At 55.5% G+C, this 17,645-nt stretch carries 17 protein-coding genes; 4 read left to right on the top strand and 13 right to left on the bottom strand.

What is annotated here, in order from left to right:
- Nucleotides 1–197 precede the first annotated feature (197 nt).
- Nucleotides 198–959, top strand: a complete 762-nt coding sequence (locus tag AC2FLU_RS19030; protein WP_480477194.1) for a DUF6478 family protein — start codon at nt 198–200, stop codon at nt 957–959.
- Between the two features lie 11 nt (nt 960–970).
- A complete protein-coding gene (locus AC2FLU_RS19025) occupies nt 971–1,330 on the top strand; it encodes a hypothetical protein (RefSeq protein ID WP_480554921.1) in 360 nt (119 codons plus the stop codon).
- A gap of 137 nt (nt 1,331–1,467) precedes the next feature.
- On the opposite strand, the gene AC2FLU_RS19020 is transcribed toward AC2FLU_RS19025, so the two are convergent.
- From AC2FLU_RS19020 to AC2FLU_RS18995, 6 genes are all read right to left on the bottom strand, one after another.
- Nucleotides 1,468–2,808 (bottom strand): S41 family peptidase, encoded by a 1,341-nt coding sequence (locus AC2FLU_RS19020; protein ID WP_480494176.1) that lies wholly within the window; start codon nt 2,806–2,808, stop codon nt 1,468–1,470.
- Nucleotides 2,809–2,814: 6 nt separating this feature from the next.
- Nucleotides 2,815–3,945, bottom strand: coding sequence for a murein hydrolase activator EnvC family protein (locus tag AC2FLU_RS19015; protein ID WP_480554919.1), 1,131 nt, complete (start codon nt 3,943–3,945; stop codon nt 2,815–2,817).
- Nucleotides 3,942–5,459, bottom strand: a complete 1,518-nt coding sequence (gene gpmI, locus AC2FLU_RS19010; RefSeq protein WP_480554918.1) for a 2,3-bisphosphoglycerate-independent phosphoglycerate mutase — start codon at nt 5,457–5,459, stop codon at nt 3,942–3,944. Before gpmI ends, AC2FLU_RS19015 begins: the two co-directional genes overlap by 4 nt.
- A 103-nt stretch (nt 5,460–5,562) precedes the next feature.
- Nucleotides 5,563–7,233, bottom strand: coding sequence for a sulfatase-like hydrolase/transferase (locus AC2FLU_RS19005; RefSeq protein WP_496809403.1), 1,671 nt, complete (start codon nt 7,231–7,233; stop codon nt 5,563–5,565).
- A gap of 73 nt (nt 7,234–7,306) precedes the next feature.
- Nucleotides 7,307–7,543: a (Na+)-NQR maturation NqrM gene (gene nqrM, locus AC2FLU_RS19000; RefSeq protein ID WP_267366293.1), complete on the bottom strand. Its 237-nt coding sequence runs from the start codon at nt 7,541–7,543 to the stop codon at nt 7,307–7,309.
- A 14-nt stretch (nt 7,544–7,557) separates the two neighbouring features.
- On the bottom strand, nt 7,558–8,583 hold the full coding sequence (locus AC2FLU_RS18995) for an FAD:protein FMN transferase (RefSeq protein ID WP_480554915.1): 1,026 nt from the start codon (nt 8,581–8,583) through the stop codon (nt 7,558–7,560).
- A gap of 374 nt (nt 8,584–8,957) precedes the next feature.
- Between AC2FLU_RS18995 and AC2FLU_RS18990 the strand changes: the two genes are divergently transcribed.
- A complete protein-coding gene (locus AC2FLU_RS18990) occupies nt 8,958–9,482 on the top strand; it encodes a CBS domain-containing protein (protein ID WP_480477180.1) in 525 nt (174 codons plus the stop codon).
- Nucleotides 9,483–9,484: 2 nt separating this feature from the next.
- Here AC2FLU_RS18990 and AC2FLU_RS18985 read toward each other — a convergent pair whose 3' ends face one another.
- Entirely contained in the window at nt 9,485–10,249 is a 765-nt protein-coding gene (locus AC2FLU_RS18985; RefSeq protein ID WP_480519888.1) for a metallophosphoesterase family protein, read from the bottom strand.
- 181 nt (nt 10,250–10,430) lie between these two features.
- Between AC2FLU_RS18985 and AC2FLU_RS18980 the strand changes: the two genes are divergently transcribed.
- Nucleotides 10,431–11,444, top strand: a complete 1,014-nt coding sequence (locus AC2FLU_RS18980; protein ID WP_480519886.1) for an NAD-dependent epimerase/dehydratase family protein — start codon at nt 10,431–10,433, stop codon at nt 11,442–11,444.
- Between the two features lie 54 nt (nt 11,445–11,498).
- On the opposite strand, the gene nqrF is transcribed toward AC2FLU_RS18980, so the two are convergent.
- Genes nqrF through AC2FLU_RS18950 form a run of 6 tightly spaced genes read right to left on the bottom strand, consistent with a single transcriptional unit; the run spans nt 11,499 to nt 17,362 of the window.
- Nucleotides 11,499–12,722 carry an NADH:ubiquinone reductase (Na(+)-transporting) subunit F gene (gene nqrF / locus AC2FLU_RS18975; protein WP_480477174.1) on the bottom strand — a complete coding sequence of 408 codons (1,224 nt, stop codon included), beginning with the start codon at nt 12,720–12,722 and terminating at the stop codon, nt 11,499–11,501.
- A 13-nt stretch (nt 12,723–12,735) separates the two neighbouring features.
- Nucleotides 12,736–13,344, bottom strand: a complete 609-nt coding sequence (gene nqrE / locus AC2FLU_RS18970; RefSeq protein WP_209507136.1) for an NADH:ubiquinone reductase (Na(+)-transporting) subunit E — start codon at nt 13,342–13,344, stop codon at nt 12,736–12,738.
- On the bottom strand, nt 13,344–13,997 hold the full coding sequence (locus AC2FLU_RS18965) for an NADH:ubiquinone reductase (Na(+)-transporting) subunit D (protein ID WP_480477172.1): 654 nt from the start codon (nt 13,995–13,997) through the stop codon (nt 13,344–13,346). The genes nqrE and AC2FLU_RS18965 overlap by 1 nt, the downstream gene beginning before the upstream one ends.
- A complete protein-coding gene (locus tag AC2FLU_RS18960) occupies nt 13,997–14,812 on the bottom strand; it encodes a Na(+)-translocating NADH-quinone reductase subunit C (RefSeq protein WP_480519882.1) in 816 nt (271 codons plus the stop codon). Before AC2FLU_RS18960 ends, AC2FLU_RS18965 begins: the two co-directional genes overlap by 1 nt.
- Entirely contained in the window at nt 14,805–16,013 is a 1,209-nt protein-coding gene (locus tag AC2FLU_RS18955) for an NADH:ubiquinone reductase (Na(+)-transporting) subunit B (protein ID WP_480477168.1), read from the bottom strand. The genes AC2FLU_RS18960 and AC2FLU_RS18955 overlap by 8 nt, the downstream gene beginning before the upstream one ends.
- 5 nt (nt 16,014–16,018) lie before the next feature.
- Nucleotides 16,019–17,362, bottom strand: a complete 1,344-nt coding sequence (locus AC2FLU_RS18950; protein ID WP_480605687.1) for a Na(+)-translocating NADH-quinone reductase subunit A — start codon at nt 17,360–17,362, stop codon at nt 16,019–16,021.
- Nucleotides 17,363–17,645 lie beyond the last annotated feature (283 nt).

Genomic DNA, 17,645 nt, shown 5'->3' with positions numbered 1-17,645 from the left:
TTTTTAGGAAACAGACGGTAAGCACTGACCCGACGTATTGCAAGAATTGACGGCATCAGCCCCCCAATCCGGCACCTATCTTTTTTACGCTTACCCACCAACCTGAAAACGTAGCGCTCAAGTAGTGTTTTTGTGATTGCGGGTTTATTCCTACTCATTTCTTTGACTAAAGAAGGACATTATCGGACGAAGAGACCATGCGCAGGATTCTGGATCGCTATATTCATCGCCGGACGCTCGGCCGCTGGAGCCGGGCTGTGCGGCAGGCGCCAGATTCGGCGCAAGCCGAGTTGCGATTGAAACGCGATCAGGCACGCAGTCTGCGTGGGCAACTGGATCGCCTGATCCAACTGGCGGATGCGCGCCTGCTCCGTCCGAAAATAGGATCAACTCAGTTTCACCGGCCTGTCGGCACCGACTGGAGCTGGCGGCCCGGACTTTGGCGCGCGCCGTTGTTGCAATCCGGCATGGCCTCTGTTCCCCGTAGAACGGTTATGGACGATCAGGTCAGCTTGTTTCACGACTGCCCATTGACCGAAATCGTCGTGCGGCAAATCCGCAACCGGGGAGCAAGTGATCTGGCTCCGTTCAGTCTGGAGGTCGAGGTCTTTGGTTTCGAGGGTTCGTTCCTGTCGGTATCGATCGACTTGCCGCGTGAGGCCGCCCGCGACCTGACACGCGAGCATCTGATCCGGTTAGAAACCCTGATTGACTGCGAAAAACCATCGGGTGTGTTCGCACGTCTCAATGTTCAGCACGGACCCAATATGGAGCAGGTTTTGCGGCAACTGAACCCTTCTGACGCCGTGAACGCAGTTGAGTTTGACTTGGCTCACCTGCCCCTGAATGAACGCAGGATCGAAAAGATCTGGCTGGATCTAATTTTCGAAAAACCGGAAATGAACCGTATGAGTGTACGAGACCTTACGTTTTGCCGTTTCCATCGCGCCGACTTGTGAGACGATCAAAGATGACACAAACATCCCTGACCTTCATTCGGTTCGAAAACGGTATTTGGCACGGTTATGTTGAGGCCGAGCGGCAACCGGGATTGGAGGTTCGATATCTGGGGAAAGCACTGGAGGGAGTTGAGCTTTCGCCCGCAGACAACGGATGGGACCTGAATGTTCCGGTACCCGTGACAGCCCTGTCCGAAGGCGTGCACAGCTTCGTCATAGTCGACGCAGACGGCGTTGAGAAACTTGGGAGTTTCTCCATTATTGCAGGTGAACCAGCCGCCGATGATCTCAGGGCTGAAGTGGATCTTTTGCGCGCGGAGCTGGATATGCTGAAACGCGCTTTCCGACGGGTAAGCCGAGGAGACGGCTGAAACGCTTGCGAAGTCCGATGATCCATTCAGTTATGTGCACTAAGCGCGGTGCCTGCGTATTGAGCTGCTGGATGATGAAATAATATCCCGCGAGCCAGAAAGAAAAGGGCCGCGTTGTACGCGGCCCATTGGTTTGGTTATTGGGACGGCCCGTGCGGGGTGAACGCTGACAAGCCTTTAAGGATGTCTATGGCATATGCTAGTTGATAATCCTCTTTCCGCAGCTCGGCCGTGGCTTCGGCCCTAGCGCGATCTTCCTCAATCTGGCGAACTTCATCCTCGCTCAGGCTGTCATTGTTCAGGCTGCCGCGCAGGTCAGCTTCGGACCGGGTCCGCACATTACTCTCATCCTCTTCTTGTGCAGGTGCCGGGCGAGGCTGCTCAACAATGATGTCTGGACTGACGCCAAGGGCCTGGATCGAGCGTCCTGATGGCGTGTAATAGCGCGATGTGGTCAGGCGCATGGCACCGTCACCGCGCAGTGGCATGACCGTCTGCACGGATCCTTTACCAAAGCTCTTGGTGCCAACGACGATAGCGCGGCGATGATCCTGCAACGCACCGGCCACAATCTCGGACGCCGAGGCCGAGCCGCCATTGATCAGCACCACAATCGGCTTGCCTTCGGCCAGATCCCCGGGGGTTGCATTGAACCGCTCACCTTCGTTCGGATCGCGGCCGCGCGTAGAAACGATTTCGCCTTCGTTCAGGAACGCGTCCGACACTTTGATCGCCTGAGTCAACAGGCCGCCTGGGTTGTTGCGCAGGTCCAGAACAAAGCCGTTCACCTTGTCGATGCCACCTGCTTCGGCAATCTGCTCCTGCAAGCCTTCTTTCAGGTTCGGGAAGGTCTGGTCGTTGAACGTGGTTACACGCAGCACGACACTGGTGCCTTCGGTCCGTGCGCGCACAGCGGTCAACTTGATTGTGTCACGGATAATAGTGACGTCGAAGGGATCAGGTTCACCCTCACGTACGACGGTGATGATAATTTCGGACCCGACCGGGCCGCGCATCAGGTCAACCGCTTTGTCCAGCGTCAGGCCCAGAATGCTTTCACCGTCCACATGGGTAATGAAATCCCCGGCTTCGATTCCGGCTGCGTCGGCGGGGGTATCGTCAATGGGTGAGACGACTTTTACAAAGCCTTCTTCCTGCGTGACTTCGATACCCAACCCACCAAACTCGCCCCGGGTCTGCACGCGCATTTGTTCGGCATCGTCAGGAGAAAGATAACTCGAATGCGGATCAAGTGATGTCAACATGCCGTCAATCGCCGCCTCGATCAGTTCTTCGGGCTCAACCTCTTCGACATACTGTGCACGGATACGTTCAAAAATGTCGCCGAACAAATCCAGCTGTTCATAGACGCTTGCCTTGTTCTCGGCCTCCTGCGCCAGCAGGGGTCCTGCGATCTGAGTTGTTGCAAGAATACCTGCCACAGTTCCAGCCAGACCGGCCACCACAAATTTCTTCATACGCGTTTATCCATCCTTGTCGGTCCGAAACCACGATTCCGGGTCCACGGGGCGATTATCTTCTCTTACCTCTATATAGAGCGTTTCTGAGCGGTCAGTTCCAGTGCCATCACTGCTTGTTGACAAAATTGCGCCGATTTCCGGCATTTCACCGGGCATCAGGCCAACCGGTGTGCCCTCCGGGATCACCTGACCTGGCTGGCCATAGACCTCCTGCAAACCGGAAAATACGAACAAAAGACCCGATTGAGGCTCAAGGATGATTAGGTTCCCCAGGTCCAGCAGCGGCCCGCGATAGCGAATTGTCGCCGCGGTGGGCGAGGTGACCAAGGCGCGCGGGCGTGTACCCACAATCAGGCCGGGGCGCGTGACACCGGCGGCGTCCGTTTCACCGGCCTTGTGCAGCAAGATTCCCTGTACCGGCATTGATATCCGGCCTTTCCTGTCCAAGACACTGGCATTGCTGTCGAGGATCTCTCCCTCCGAGATCTCGGACAGACCACTTGCAAAGCCATCCAGTGTTTCGGTCGACGAGATCAAAATGGCCGTACGCACCGGGTCTTCCACGAAACGGCGGGGCAAATCCGTGCGGTCGGCGATTGCCTCGCTCAGACGGGTACGGGCCTCCTGAACGCCCGTTAGACCCTCTGTCAAAGTTTCCGAGGCCTTTTTCTGCAAGACACGCAATGTCTGCACTTCATTCAGGTCCTGCGCCAGTTCCTGCGCGCTGGCGTTCAGGCCAGGGGTGACCTCGGACAGTATAATACCTGCACGGGCCGCCCCCAACGGGCCGGACGGATGTAACATCAAGACGGGTGGTTCGGTCGTTTCAATGGTTTGCAGAACACCAAGCAATCGCCGGATTTCCTTTTCGCGCGCCCTCAATTCGGCACTCAATTGCGCCTCGCGGGTTGCCGCTTGGCGCAATCCCACCCGCATCGCGCCCAACCCGGCCTCATAGGCATGGATCGTCTCCGTAAGAGCATGGACCCGGTCCCGGGCGCTTTCGGCCTCGGATAACGCGATGGACGCCTGTTCGAGCATCTGCGCTGCGTCCAAAGCGGCCTTGGAGGCGTCTGGCTGGGCCAGTGCCGGCAAGGCTAAAAACAGACACACTGCCAGAGCAGCCATTTTCATGACAGCAGGCTTTCCCCGGTCATTTCCGGCGGTTTCGGCAATCCCATCAGCTCAAGCAGGGTCGGGGCAAGATCGGACAAACGTCCTTGGCGCAATTTCGCACCTTCAGGCCCGCCAAACAGCGCCACGGGAACAGGATTGAGCGTATGGGCCGTGTGCGGGCCGCCGGTCACAGGATCGACCATGACTTCGCAATTACCGTGATCGGCCGTGATAATCATCGCTCCCTTGACCTTTTCAAGAGCCGCAATGACTTGCGCCAACCCCTGATCGACGGCTTCACACGCTTTGATCGCAGCATTCAAATCACCTGTATGACCAACCATATCGGGATTGGCATAATTTGTAACAATCAAGTCATACCCTCCTTCGATGGCTTCGATAAATTTCGCCGTAACCTCTGCGGCCGACATTTCGGGCTGTAGATCGTAGGTCGCCACTTTCGGCGAGCTCGGCATAAAGCGATCCTCGCCTAGTTCGGGCGTCTCCTTACCGCCATTCAGAAAGAACGTAACATGCGGGTACTTCTCGGTTTCAGCTAGTCTAAACTGCCGAAGCCCTTGCTTGGCGACCCATTCGCCCAGCGTATTCACAATCGAGCGCTTTGGAAAAACCGTGGTCATGTAAGCATTATGTCCATCGGAGTACTCGACCATGCCCAGCAGTGCTGAAAGCTTCGGGCGCGGTCCTGTCGCAAACTCGGAAAATCCTGGCTCTCCGATGGCGCGCAGAATTTCACGGGCACGGTCGGCGCGAAAGTTCAGGCAAAAGAAACCATCGCCATCGTTAATACCGTCATACCCCGTCAATACGGTTGGTGTGACGAACTCGTCAGATTCGGACTGGTTATAGGCGTGATCAACCGCGCCATGGGCACTGCTTGCTGTTCGGCCCTGCCCGTTGACCATTGCAGCATACGCTTCACTGACACGCTCCCAGCGATTGTCGCGATCCATGGCAAAGTACCGCCCGCTTACGGTGACGATGCGTGCGTTTTCGGGCAAGCGTTCTTCCAACTCAGCGATGTAAGTCAGAGCTGACCTTGGCGCGACATCACGCCCGTCCGTCACTGCATGTAGTGCAACCGGGACACCGGCATCCGTTATGGCAGTGGTTGCGGCAACGATATGGTTCAGATGACCATGCACCCCACCATCCGAGATCAACCCCATCAGATGCGCAGTGCCGCCAGCGGATTTGACGCTGGCGATGAAAGCTTGCAGCGCTTCGTTTTCGAAGAAAGTCCGGTCTTCAATGGAAAGATCAATCTGGCCCAGATCCATGGCGACCACACGCCCTGCACCGATATTGGTGTGCCCGACCTCTGAATTTCCCATCTGTCCGCTTGGCAGACCCACATCGGGGCCGTGGGTGATCAGGGTTGAATGCGGACACTCAGACAGGATCGCGTCAAACGTCGGCGTGTTTGCCAGATAGGGTGCGTTGGCTTTTGTGTCCTCGGACAGGCCCCAACCATCAAGAATGCACAGGACAACAGGTTTGGGGGTGGCCATTGATGTACTCCGTTTTCTGCTCTTGGGTCACCTTCTATCCTTTGGACTTCAACGGGTGAACCACCTTTGCAATGATGAACAATTTTAACCGACACAGAGTGTGTTAGTCTTTTAGATAGCACCGGAATGGGCGCGCCTTGCGATTGCGGTATTTGACGGTCAGGTCCAACGGCGCATCGTTTTCATCATAAACGCCCAGAACAACACCCCTGCCCCGACTTTTGGTTCGCATTTCAATCAATTGCTGCTCGGACCGGGTTGTGCGCTGTGACGCCCGCCGCGTCCAGGCGAACAGGTGCTCGTACATTTCAGCGATTACACCGGCATGTTCCGCGCTGTCACCCAGATCGTTCAACTCATCAGGGTCGTTTTCCAGATCGAACAGGATTGGCCGGTACCCACCTTCACAATGGATCAGTTTCCATTTCTTGCTTGCGGCCATGAACATCACCGCATCGCGGACCGACACGTCCAAAACATTTGCGATTGGTGAAGCCGAGTAGTCATATTCGCAGATCACCACATCGCGTGGCAATGCGTCCCTCTCCCCATAGAGAATAGGCAACAGGGAGTGACCTTCCAGAATATGCGTCGCCACTTCCCCGCCAGCCGCATCGACAAAGGTCGGTGCAAGGTCGATGGATTCCACAAGCGCATCGCTGACGGTACCGCGTGTCGCGTCCGCCTCGGGCGACGGGTCATAGATGATCAACGGCACCCTGGTGGAGGCGTTGTGGAAGAAGGTCTTTTCCCCCATCCAGTGATCGCCCAGAAAATCACCATGGTCTGATGTCAACACGATCATCGTGTTTTCCATCCGCCCGGTTCTCTCCATCCAGTCCAACAGGCGGCCCATCTGGTCATCTGCTTGCTTGATCAGCCCCATATAGGCTGGGATAACCGCCTCACGTACGTCCTGCCGCGAAAAGGTCTGGCCGATCTTTGTGTCCATGAAGGCTTTAAGCACGGGATGCGCATTCTGACGTTCCGCCTCGGATCGCACCACAGGCAGCACATGTTCCGGTCCATACATCGAGGCGTATGGGTCCGGTACGATGTACGGCCAATGCGGCTTGATAAAACTCAGATGACAGCACCACGGGCCATCATGCGTTTCCATGAACTCTATCCCGCGACCGGTCAGATAGGGCGTTTCGCTGTCTTCCTCGGCAATATTAGCGGCTTCGGGTGAATTCTTCAGAAACCAGCCTGACAGAACGTTGCCATTCGCATCCAGCCCGGAATTGGCAAAGTCATGCCAGGGATTGTCGCTCTCATACCCTTTGGCCTTTAGGAATTTGTTGTATTCCTTTGCCCCTTCCGGGTCATAATACCCATCCGGACCTTCGGGCAGCATACCGTCATCCCGTTCGTACACGTCGAACCCACATTCGGCGACGCGGGCCCCGATCAGGCTGTCAGGCTCCAAGCCCAACCTCGCCATCCCTTCGGCATCTGCACGCATATGAGTTTTGCCAACCAGCCAGCAATCCATCCCCGCCTTACGCAGGTGATCGCCCATTGTAATCTCACCGACTTTCAACGGAATTCCGTTCCACGACGCCCCGTGAGAATGCACATAGCGCCCGGTATAAGTGGACATGCGGGAGCTGCCGCAGATCGGTGATTGGATATAGGCGCGGTTGAAGCGCACGCCTTTGGCTGCCAGACGATCGATATTTGGGGTATGCAGATGCGGATGGCCGTAACAGCTCAGATAATCCCATCGCAGCTGGTCGAACATGATGAACAGGATGTTTCTTGCCTTGGCCAAGTTGACGCCCTTCCCCACAAGTCACGAGGACCTAGTTAGCCATTTCTATCCGCAGAGCGAAGCAAAACCTGCGTCAGGCCTGGCGGTCCATTTGCTCCAGCATCTTCTTGGCACGTTTGCATTGCAGCTTGTCGCGCAGTGGGCTGTCAGGGTCGATGTCTTTTTGGCAAACAACGCATTTATCCGCGCCCGAGATCGCGTTTAGACCACCGCAGCTGCCTTTGATGGTCTTGCCCATCAGCATGACACCCAATGACATGCCCACCATGACGAGAGCGAGAAGAATGAAGGCCAGAATAAAGGTACTCATCTCAGCTCCAACAGTCAGTTCGATCCCAGCGCGTCTTTGAACGCTGTGCTATGGGCAGTGATATAGGCATCTTCGCCGCCTGTCACATCCCGCGAGATGAAATACACTGCAAGTTTATGCTCTTCTGCCAGAGCTAGCCCTTTTTCCTGCCCCAAGGCCAGCATGGCTGTTGCCCAGGCATCGGCCATCATCGCGTTTTCGGCCAGCACGGTGACCGAAGTGGTGCGGTGCGTAATCGGACGGCCTGTTGTCGGATCGATGATATGCGAATATCGCACACCATCTTTTTCAAAGAAATTCCTGTAATCGCCCGAACTGGCCATGCCCCTGTCATCCAAAGAAATGATCAACTGGATGGTTTGCGAACCCGTTTCAGGTTTCTCGATACCAATGAGCCACGCTTCGCCCTTGTCATTCTTACCTTTGGCCACAAGATCGCCGCCAATTTCAACCAGATAGTTTTCGATCCCAGCGGCCTGCAAGGTTTCCGCAACAGCGTCAATTCCATAGCCTTTTGCAATCGCGGACAGGTTAATGCCTACACTGGCGTTTGACTTGGCAAGCGTACCAGCATCCGTATCGAGCGCTAGCAGGCGTTCTTGACCTACACCATTCAGCGCGGCGTTGATATCCGCATCTGATGGCACCGGGTCTTCGGGCTTGCGTGGGCCAAAACCCCAAAGTTCGATCAGAGGGCCGAGGGTTACGTCGAAAATGCCACCGGATTTCGAGTGCACTTCGTTCGCTGCCGAAAGAACCAGCGCGAGTTCGTTGGACACAGGCATCGGATCTGTGCTGGTCGATGCGGAAAAAACAGAAACTTCCGAGTTCGGATCCCAGTTGGACATCTTGGCATTCACTGCTGCCAACTTATCACTGACGGCCGCGGCCAGTGCGTCTTTGTCAAGGTCCTCGCCAATTGCGGTGATATTGTAGGTCGTGCCCATTGTCTCGCCGGACAGACGAACTTCTTCGGGTTCCTTGTCAAAAAGACAGCCTGAAAGAAGGGTGAAAAAGGCCAGTACGGGCAAAAGACGCATTGGGCGTTCTCCGGGACATTCTTTGCCCGGCATATGACAGCGGTCCCCGCCAGAGTCAAATTGGCATTACAGTTTCAATGGAAGGAAACCCAACAGCAGAAGACCAGTTCCAGCCGGAATTCCGAACAACCACGCGCGTTTCCGCCACCCGGGCTTCTGTTGCTTCCACGCCATACGAAAGTTGTGACCGCACACAACAGCCGCAAAGAAGATCAGCGCGGCAACCGGGGGCGTAAGATAGAGTTCATTCAAAGGCTTAAGCTCCCTCTGCTGACCTGCGTTTGGCCAACTCGTGCAATTGCACCCTATACAGGTCGTTTAGCTGCGCTAAAGTGAAAGGGAAAGACTTTGCAAGAACCATAAGGAGATTGCTCATGGCCCCAACTTCTTATCAGTCGCCGTCGCGCGGTGACAAGGCTGACAAGACAACCTACAGCCAATCAGCGGAATCAAACCTGTCGCATTCGCAGACGACCGTGGCCAAACTGCTTGAGGGTAAAGGGGATGCGGTGTTCTCGGTGCGACCTAATGATACCATCCATTCGGTGGTGAACACGCTCAAGGACAAGCGAATTGGTGCTGTTCTGGTGACCGATCAGAACGGGGCATTGAAAGGAATTTTGTCGGAACGCGACATCGTGAGGCGCATGGCCGATACGCCGGGACAGACCCTGCCACAGTCGGTCGAAGACCTGATGACCAGGGATGTAAAAGCCTGCATGCCCGAGGATACGCTGAATGACGTGCTGAAGACTATGACCGAGGGACGTTTCCGCCATATGCCGGTTCTGCGTGATGGCAATTTGTGCGGTGTCATCACTATCGGTGACGTAGTGCATTTCCGCCTGAGGGAATTGGAGTATGAAGCGCTTCGCATGAAGCAGATGATCGTAGGCTAGTTTCAACCGGTTGAAAGAAACCCGATGCTACCGCCGTCTATTTCAACGGCAGTTAATCTGCCCGAGGCAAAGGCACCGGTATCAATCGACACAACCCGGTTTTTAACCCGGGGTTGGTTTACAATTGTATGACCGTGTACAACCCATTGCGCGTCGCTGCGTGCAAGCCGTGGAAACATCGGATGACCCCATAGACAGATTTGGCGATCCTGGGATTGAATGGATTGCCGCGGATCAAGCGCCGCGTGGACAAAGGTGACGTTGCCGCTGGTCCAGGTCAGCGGCAGATTTGCAAGCCAGTCCAGCAAGCTGTCGCCCATCTTATGCCGCAGACGCTCTGCCAGTTCAGGCAGATGCTTGCCACCGTCCAACTCGTCGGGACATTCGAGACCGAAAGATGCCAAAGTTTCCGCTCCTCCGTTATGAAACCAAAGCCTGGCGTATCGTTCCGGGTCGTTTGCAAATTGCAGCAGCATCTCTTCGTGATTGCCAAGCAGGCATTGCACCCGCCCGTCTGACGCTTCACTCAGGTGATGCAAATGCCGCAGTACCTGCGCGCTGTATGCCCCCCGGTCGATGTAATCGCCCAGAAAAACCAGCGGGCTTTGATCGTCGAGTCGTGGCAAAACCGCCTGAAGCAGATCAAGACGACCGTGAATATCGCCGACAGCTGTCACTTTTTCTGCTGGTGCCACGTCGCATGGCATCGCATTGGAGCTTTCCCTCGCCGCGGATTGGAACCGCCGTCTGATCCAGTCTTTCATCATGGCATTTGATCCCTACCCGCCCCGCTCGGTGGTCGCAATCAACAACTGTTTGAATAGGCAAAGTGTTGACCACGAGCCTTAGATTGTCCGATATGCCCGCAGGATGTTCGCAAGCAGTTGATCTGATGATAGGATCAGCCTTCCAGCCAGCGATGAATTTGCAGTGAGTTCTGAGGGTTTTATGAAACGAGTATTGATTACAGGTTCTGCCGGGTTCATCGGATTCCATCTGGCCAAGTTGCTTTTGGCAGAAGGGTTTCAGGTACACGGCTACGACGGGATGACCGACTATTATGATGTGACCCTGAAACAGCGTCGACATCAGATACTGCTTCAAACCTCAGGATTTACGGCAACTGAAGACCGTTTGGAAAACTTTGATCGGCTTGTGCAGGTCGCTGAGGAGTTTCAGCCCGATGTCATCGTACATCTGGCCGCGCAGGCTGGCGTGCGGCACAGCCTTGAATATCCCCGCAGCTATATCGAGTCGAACGTTGTGGGCACGTTCAATGTGATGGAAATTGCGCGTCAGCATAAGGTGGAACATCTTTTGATGGCGTCGACCTCATCGATCTACGGTGCAAACGAAGACATGCCGTTCATCGAAACAGAAAAAGCCGACACCCAACTGACGATCTATTCCGCCACCAAAAAGGCGAATGAGGCGATGGGGCATTCCTATGCCCATCTGTGGGATTTGCCGACCACGATGTTTCGGTTTTTCACCGTTTACGGCACTTGGGGGCGCCCCGATCTGGCCTATTTCAAGTTCGTCGCTGCGATACTGGATGGCAGACCAATAGACATCTACAATCATGGCGATATGTATCGCGACTTCACGCATGTAGAAGACCTTGTGCGCGGGATCAGGTTGCTGATCGATGTTCCACCGGTTCGCCCGATCAGCCGCGCGGATATCGAAGACGGTGACAGCTTGTCGCCAGTTGCACCGTACCGCATCGTCAACATTGGCAACGGAGACAAGGTGCGTCTGATGGATTTCATAGAAGCCATCGAAGAGGCTGTTGGCCAGAAAGCGGTCAAAAACTTCATGCCAATGCAGATGGGCGATGTTCATGCCACCTGGGCTGACAATCGGCTGTTGCAGCAGCTGACGAATTATCGCCCGCAGACCGACTTGAAGGACGGCATTGCCCAATTCGTCGCCTGGTATCGGGACTATTACGGAAAATAGGTCGACCTGGTGCCGGAATGAAAAAACCGGCGCACTCAGCGCCGGTTTCATTATTTACCCACCAAAATCGTCGAGCATGATATCTTCTCGATCCACGCCCAGATCCAGCAGCATGTTGATAACCGACTGGTTCATGATTGGCGGTCCACACATGTAGTATTCGCAATCCTCAGGTGCCGGGTGGTTCTTGAGGTATTCTTCGAACAGAACGTTGTGGATGAAGCCGGTATAGCCTTTCCATTCATCCTCGGGCTGGGCGTCTGACAGAGCGACGTGCCATTCGAAATTGTCGAACTCTTCCGCCAGCTGATCGAAGTCCTCGACAAAGAACATCTCTTTCTTGGATCGTGCGCCGTACCAAAAACTGATCTTGCGGTCACGGTTCTCAAGGCGTTTGAGCTGGTCAAAGATGTGGCTGCGCATCGGTGCCATGCCGGCGCCACCACCGATGAAGACCATTTCCTTCTTGGTTTCACGCGCGAAAAACTCGCCAAATGGACCCGAAATAGTAACTTTATCGCCCGGCTTCAGGTTGAAGATGTAGGACGACATCTGGCCCGGCGGAATTCCTTCTGAGCCCGGAGGCGGTGAAGCTACCCGGACGTTAAGCATGATCATGCCCTTTTCATCCGGATAGTTGGCCATCGAATAGGCGCGTTCGATCGGTTGTGTCACAACCGACTCATATTGCCACAGATTGAAGCGATCCCAATCCTCGCGGTATTCTTCCTGCACGTCGAAATCGGTGTATTTCAACTGATGAGCGGGCGCTTCGATCTGGATGTAGCCCCCGGCACGGAATTTCACGTCCTCTCCTTCGGGCAGGTCCAGAGTAAGGGCCTTGATAAAGGTCGCAACGTTGTCGTTCGAGCGAACGGTGCATTCCCATTTCTTGACGCCGAAGACCTCTTCTGGAACTTCGATTTCCATGTCCTGCTTGACCGCCACCTGACAGGACAGACGGTCGCCACAGGAGGCTTCGCGCTTTGTAATGTGACTTTCTTCGGTCGGCAGGATCGAACCGCCACCCGAATGCACTTTCACGCGGCACTGGGCACAGGTACCACCACCACCGCAGGCTGACGGAACAAACAGTTTTTCGGCCGCCAATGTTTGCAGCAGTTTGCCACCCGCCGGAACCGAGATAGTCTTTTCACCGTTGATGGTGATGTTGACGTTGCCGGTTGACACCAACTTTGACCGAGCAGCCATAATGATGGCCACCAGCGCCAGAACAATCAGGGTGAACAGGACAACGCCGAGCGAAAAGGTTTCCATTCTCTCGCCCCCCTTACAGTTTCACGCCTGAGAAGGACATAAAGGCCATCGCCATCAGCCCGGCGGTGATAAAGGTGATGCCCAGCCCCTGAAGCCCGTCCGGCACATCCGAGTATTTGAGCTTTTCGCGCACGCCCGCCATCGCGGTGATCGCCAACGCCCAACCGAAGCCGGATGAGATGCCATAGGTGGTCGCCTCGGCAAAGTTATAATCCCGTTCGACCATGAACAGCGAACCACCTAGAATGGCACAGTTCACAGTGATCAAAGGCAGGAAGATCCCCAGCGCGTTGTAGAGCGGCGGGAAATACTTATCGAGAATCATTTCGAGGATCTGAACCATCGCTGCGATCACGCCGATATAGGAAATCAGCCCGAGAAAGGTCAGATCCACATCCGGGAACCCGGCCCATGCCAATGCGCCCGGTTTCAGCAGGAAGGACAGCAACAGGTTGTTGGCGGGCACGGTGATGGCCTGCACCACCATGACCGATATTCCCAGGCCGATGGCAGTCGAAATCTTTTTCGACACGGCGATGAAGGTACACATGCCAAGGAAAAAGCTGAGCGCAAGGTTTTCGATAAAGACGGCCTTCACGGCCAGAGAGATAAGCCCTTCCATCAGTGCGCCTCTACCTGCTGGATTTTGTATTCACGTTCTTCGACCTGGTTCGGCTTCCACGTGCGGAAAGCCCAGATCAGCAGGCCGATCACGAAAAACGCCGAAGGTGGCAGCAGCAACAGGCCGTTGGGTACGTACCAACCGCCATTATTGACCGTTTGCAGGATTGTCACGCCAAACAGGCTGCCCGATCCAAACAACTCCCGGATAATGCCCACCAGCATCAGGATCAGGCCATAGCCCATGCCGTTGCCAAAACCGTCGATGAACGACGCTACCGGCGGGTTTTTCATGGCGAATGCCTCGGCTCGGCCCATAACGATACAGTTGGTGATAATCAGGCCGACAAACACCGACAGGGTCTTGGAAATCTGAAAGGCATAAGCCTTGAGGATCTGATCCACCAAAATCACTAGCGAGGCGATGATCACCATCTGCACGATGATTCGGATCGAACCGGGAATCTGATTGCGCAAAATCGAAATGAACATCGACGAAAACGCAGTCACAAAGGTCACCGCCAGCGCCATGACAAAGGCCACCTGCAACGACGAAGTCACCGCCAAAGCTGAACAGATGCCCAGCACCTGCAGGGTGATCGGGTTGTTGTCGACAAGGGGGTCGACCAACAGCTCTTTCTTGGTCTGCGACATCAGATCTCTCCTGCTTGCAGTTTGGCCAGGAACGGCGCGTAACCCGCATCGCCCATCCAGAATCTCACCAGGTTGTCGACACCGACAGTGGTCAGGGTCGCACCTGCCAGGGCGTCGATGTAATAGTCGGGCCCGGCCGCAGGCTGCGACTTGGCGACGGTGATCTGCAACACTCCCGCGTCGTCGCGCAGCTTCTTGCCGTTCCACAACGTCTTCCAGCGCGGGTTGTCCACCTCAGCACCCAAACCCGGTGTCTCACCATGCTGATAGAATTGCAGGCCGAAAATGTCGTTGCCGTTCTTTTCCAGCGCGATGAAGCCGTAGAGCGTAGACCACAACCCATAGCCATGCAGCGGCAGGATCACCTTGTCCAACGCTCCGCTGTCGTCGCGCAGCAGATAGATGACCCGATACTTTGCCTTGCGACCAATGCCTGCGGGATCGTCGTCAAGCGCGACGCTCAGGTCCGGATCGCCGGCAGCGGCCAAATCGTCAAAGGTGGCCGGCTCGAACTGATCGTCCACAAAATCGCCCGTTGCCAGGTCCAGCACATGCGGCTCGAATGCGGCAAATGCTTCGGTGACATTGACGCCGGGTTCATACACCCCCGCCACCTGCAGGATATTGACCTGCTTGTCCTTCAGCTTGTTGGCCTCCTGCACCGGGCGCAGGCTGACCGCGGCGGCCGACACGATCATCGAGGCAACGAGACAGACCGCAACAGCAATAAAGATCGTTTTGCCAACTGAATCTGGTGAGGCCGCCAGAAACCGGGCAATCGCGCCCTTGCGTTCAGGGGATTGCGTATCAGACATGGCGACGCGCCCTCCGTTTGATGTTGGCCTGAACGACAAAATAATCGATCAGCGGTGCAAAGACGTTGCCGAACAGTATGGCCAGCATCATACCTTCGGGAAAGGCTGGGTTGATCACACGTATTAACACAACCATGACACCAATCAGGGCGCCATAGACATAGCGACCGGCATTGGTGTGGCTGGCCGAGACCGGCTCGGTCACCATGAAAGCCAGACCAAAGGCGTAACCACCCAATACGACATGCCAGTACCAGGGCATAGCGAACATCGGGTTCGTCTCGGACCCGATCAGGTTCAGCAGCCAGGTGAACGCAATTGTGCCTGCCAGACATCCCACAATCAGCCGATAGTTGGCGATCTTGGTGATCAGCAGGAAGGCTAGACCGATGATGCAGGCCAGCGTCGAGGTTTCCCCTATACTGCCTTGGATGGTGCCATAAAACGCGCTCCACCAGGTGATACCGTCAGCGGCCAGCGCCTGATAGCCTTCGGCAGCCGACACAGCCAGAGCCGTCGCACCGGAAAACCCGTCGACCGGGGTCCACACGGCATCGCCCGACATCTGCGCGGGATAGGCAAAATACAAAAACGCCCGCCCCACCAAGGCAGGGTTGAGGAAGTTCTTACCAGTGCCGCCGAAAACCTCTTTGCCGATCACGACACCAAAAATAATTCCCAGGGCAACCTGCCACAGAGGCGTAGTTGCTGGCATGATCAGGGCGTAAAGCATCGAAGTGACAAGAAAGCCTTCATTCACCTCATGCCCGCGGACCGTTGCGAAAATGACCTCGAAAATACCGCCTGCCACCAACGTGACGACATAGATCGGCAGGAAGTACATGAGCCCGTGCATGACATTGGCAAAGATGCTGTCCGGACTAAGCGAAATGCCAAAAACCTGAAGAATTGCAATTCGCCAGCCGGTTGCCGACTCTGGGCCAAGCGCGGCAATGGCCGAATTTGCCTGATAACCGGTGTTCCACATTCCCCACAGGATGCAAGGAATAGTGGCAATCACGACATATGTCATGATCCGCTTCATATCTACATAAGACCGCGCATGAGGAGCAACGGTGGTTACGGTTTTCGGAGTGTAGATGAAGCTTTCCACCATCTCGTAGATCGGAAAAAGCTTCTCGTACTTGCCGCCCTTGGTAAAGTTCGGCTCGATCCGGTCAAAGAAGTTACGCAATCCCATTCGGATCAGCCCTCCTTTTCAATCTTGTTCAGGCAGTCGCGCAGTGCCAGCCCGTATTCGTATTTCGCCGGACAGGCAAAGCCCACAAGGCCCAGATCCTCTTCGTCCAGTTCAAGCGCACCCAGTGCCTGAGCCGTATCCGTATCCATCACCAGCAAGGCCCGAAGCAATTGTGTGGGCAGGTAATCCTGCGGCATCAACTCTTCGAACACGCCTGTTGGCACCATTGCACGGCGGCCACCGTTCAGGTTGGACGTAAAAGCATAGAGTTTCCTGGAAAAGGACGAGCCCAATACAGGCTGGACGGAATACTTGGAAGGCATTGGTCGGATCCAGCCCATCGGAATCTGATCGTGATCCTCTCGGATGATACAGATTTGACGGGCAAACCTCCCCAGATATGCGGTTGGTCCGTCGGCATGTTTACCCGACAGGATCGAACCCGAGATAATGCGGGGCGTTCCGTCCACATTTACCTCATCCCGTGTCAAGTCGTCCGTGGAGGCGCCCATCACGGTGCGGATCAAGCGCGGCTGACGCGCACCGGGTCCGGTCAAGGCGATCACAACACTCGGGTCCAGATGCCCGGTCTGCATTAAGCGACCAATCGCGATGACGTCTTGATAACCGATGGTCCAGACCTGCTTTTCCCCTGCAATCGGTTCGAGGAAGTGAATATGGGTTCCTGCCAGGCCCGATGGATGTGGACCGGAAAACGCTGCGGCCTCGACACCAGCAACATCCGCGCCGGGGATCGTGTCGCCTTGTTTCTGGCAAAGATAGGTCTTGCCTTCGGCCAGCTTGCTGACCGCTGCCATTCCAGCGGCAAAGGCTTCAGGTGCCTCGGCAATGATCGTGGCGGCATCAGCCGCCAAAGGGTCACTGTCCATAGCTGTCACGAAAATCGCGTTCGGTTTGGCACCGGGTTCCGGCATTTTCGAATAAGGTCGCGTGCGGAATGAGGTCCACAGTCCAGCGGCGCACAGTTTTGCAGTCACGCCTTCGGCGCTATGCGCATCGCCCACGCTCGAAAAAACCAAGCCCGTGTCATTGGCGTCGGACACTTCGATGACGACGCTCTGCAACACCCTGCGGGCACCCCGGTTGATGGCAACAATCTTGCCAGTCACCGGTGCGACCATCATCGCGTCAGGCGCATCTTTGTGACAAAAGAGCGGTGTACCCCGCTCGACACTATCACCTTCCTGCACCAGCATCTTAGGTTTCAGGCCAATGTAATCCCCACCCAGAACGCCAACGGTCGAGTATTCCGGACCCGGATGAATGGTTTGGTCGGGAGCGCCTTCTACCGGCAGGTCCAACCCTTTTTTCAGTTTGAAAGTTTGCATGCTGCTACGTTCTTCCAAGCCTCTTTCCTGCGCCAGCCTTGCTGACACCCTTACGGGGTCATGCAATAACGCGGTTTTTTCAGGTGCCCATCGCAAAAGCGTCAGATTGGGTCCAAATTCCGCAGGCGTAATTCTGATCACGGACCCTTTACGCGCGGATGCCCGTAAACGCAAACCTGTTACCGCCAAAAGTTAAGTTCAAACCGCAAAATCTTGGAGTTTTTCCATTAAGCTGGCTAAAAAAACTGCCCAAAATTGCGTGTCGCGCTCGCTGAGCTTCCAG

Source organism: Ruegeria sp. SAZD013, assembly GCF_059612525.1.
The sequence above is the reverse complement of the archived record's forward strand: the minus strand, read 5'-3'. Positions and strand labels throughout refer to the sequence as shown.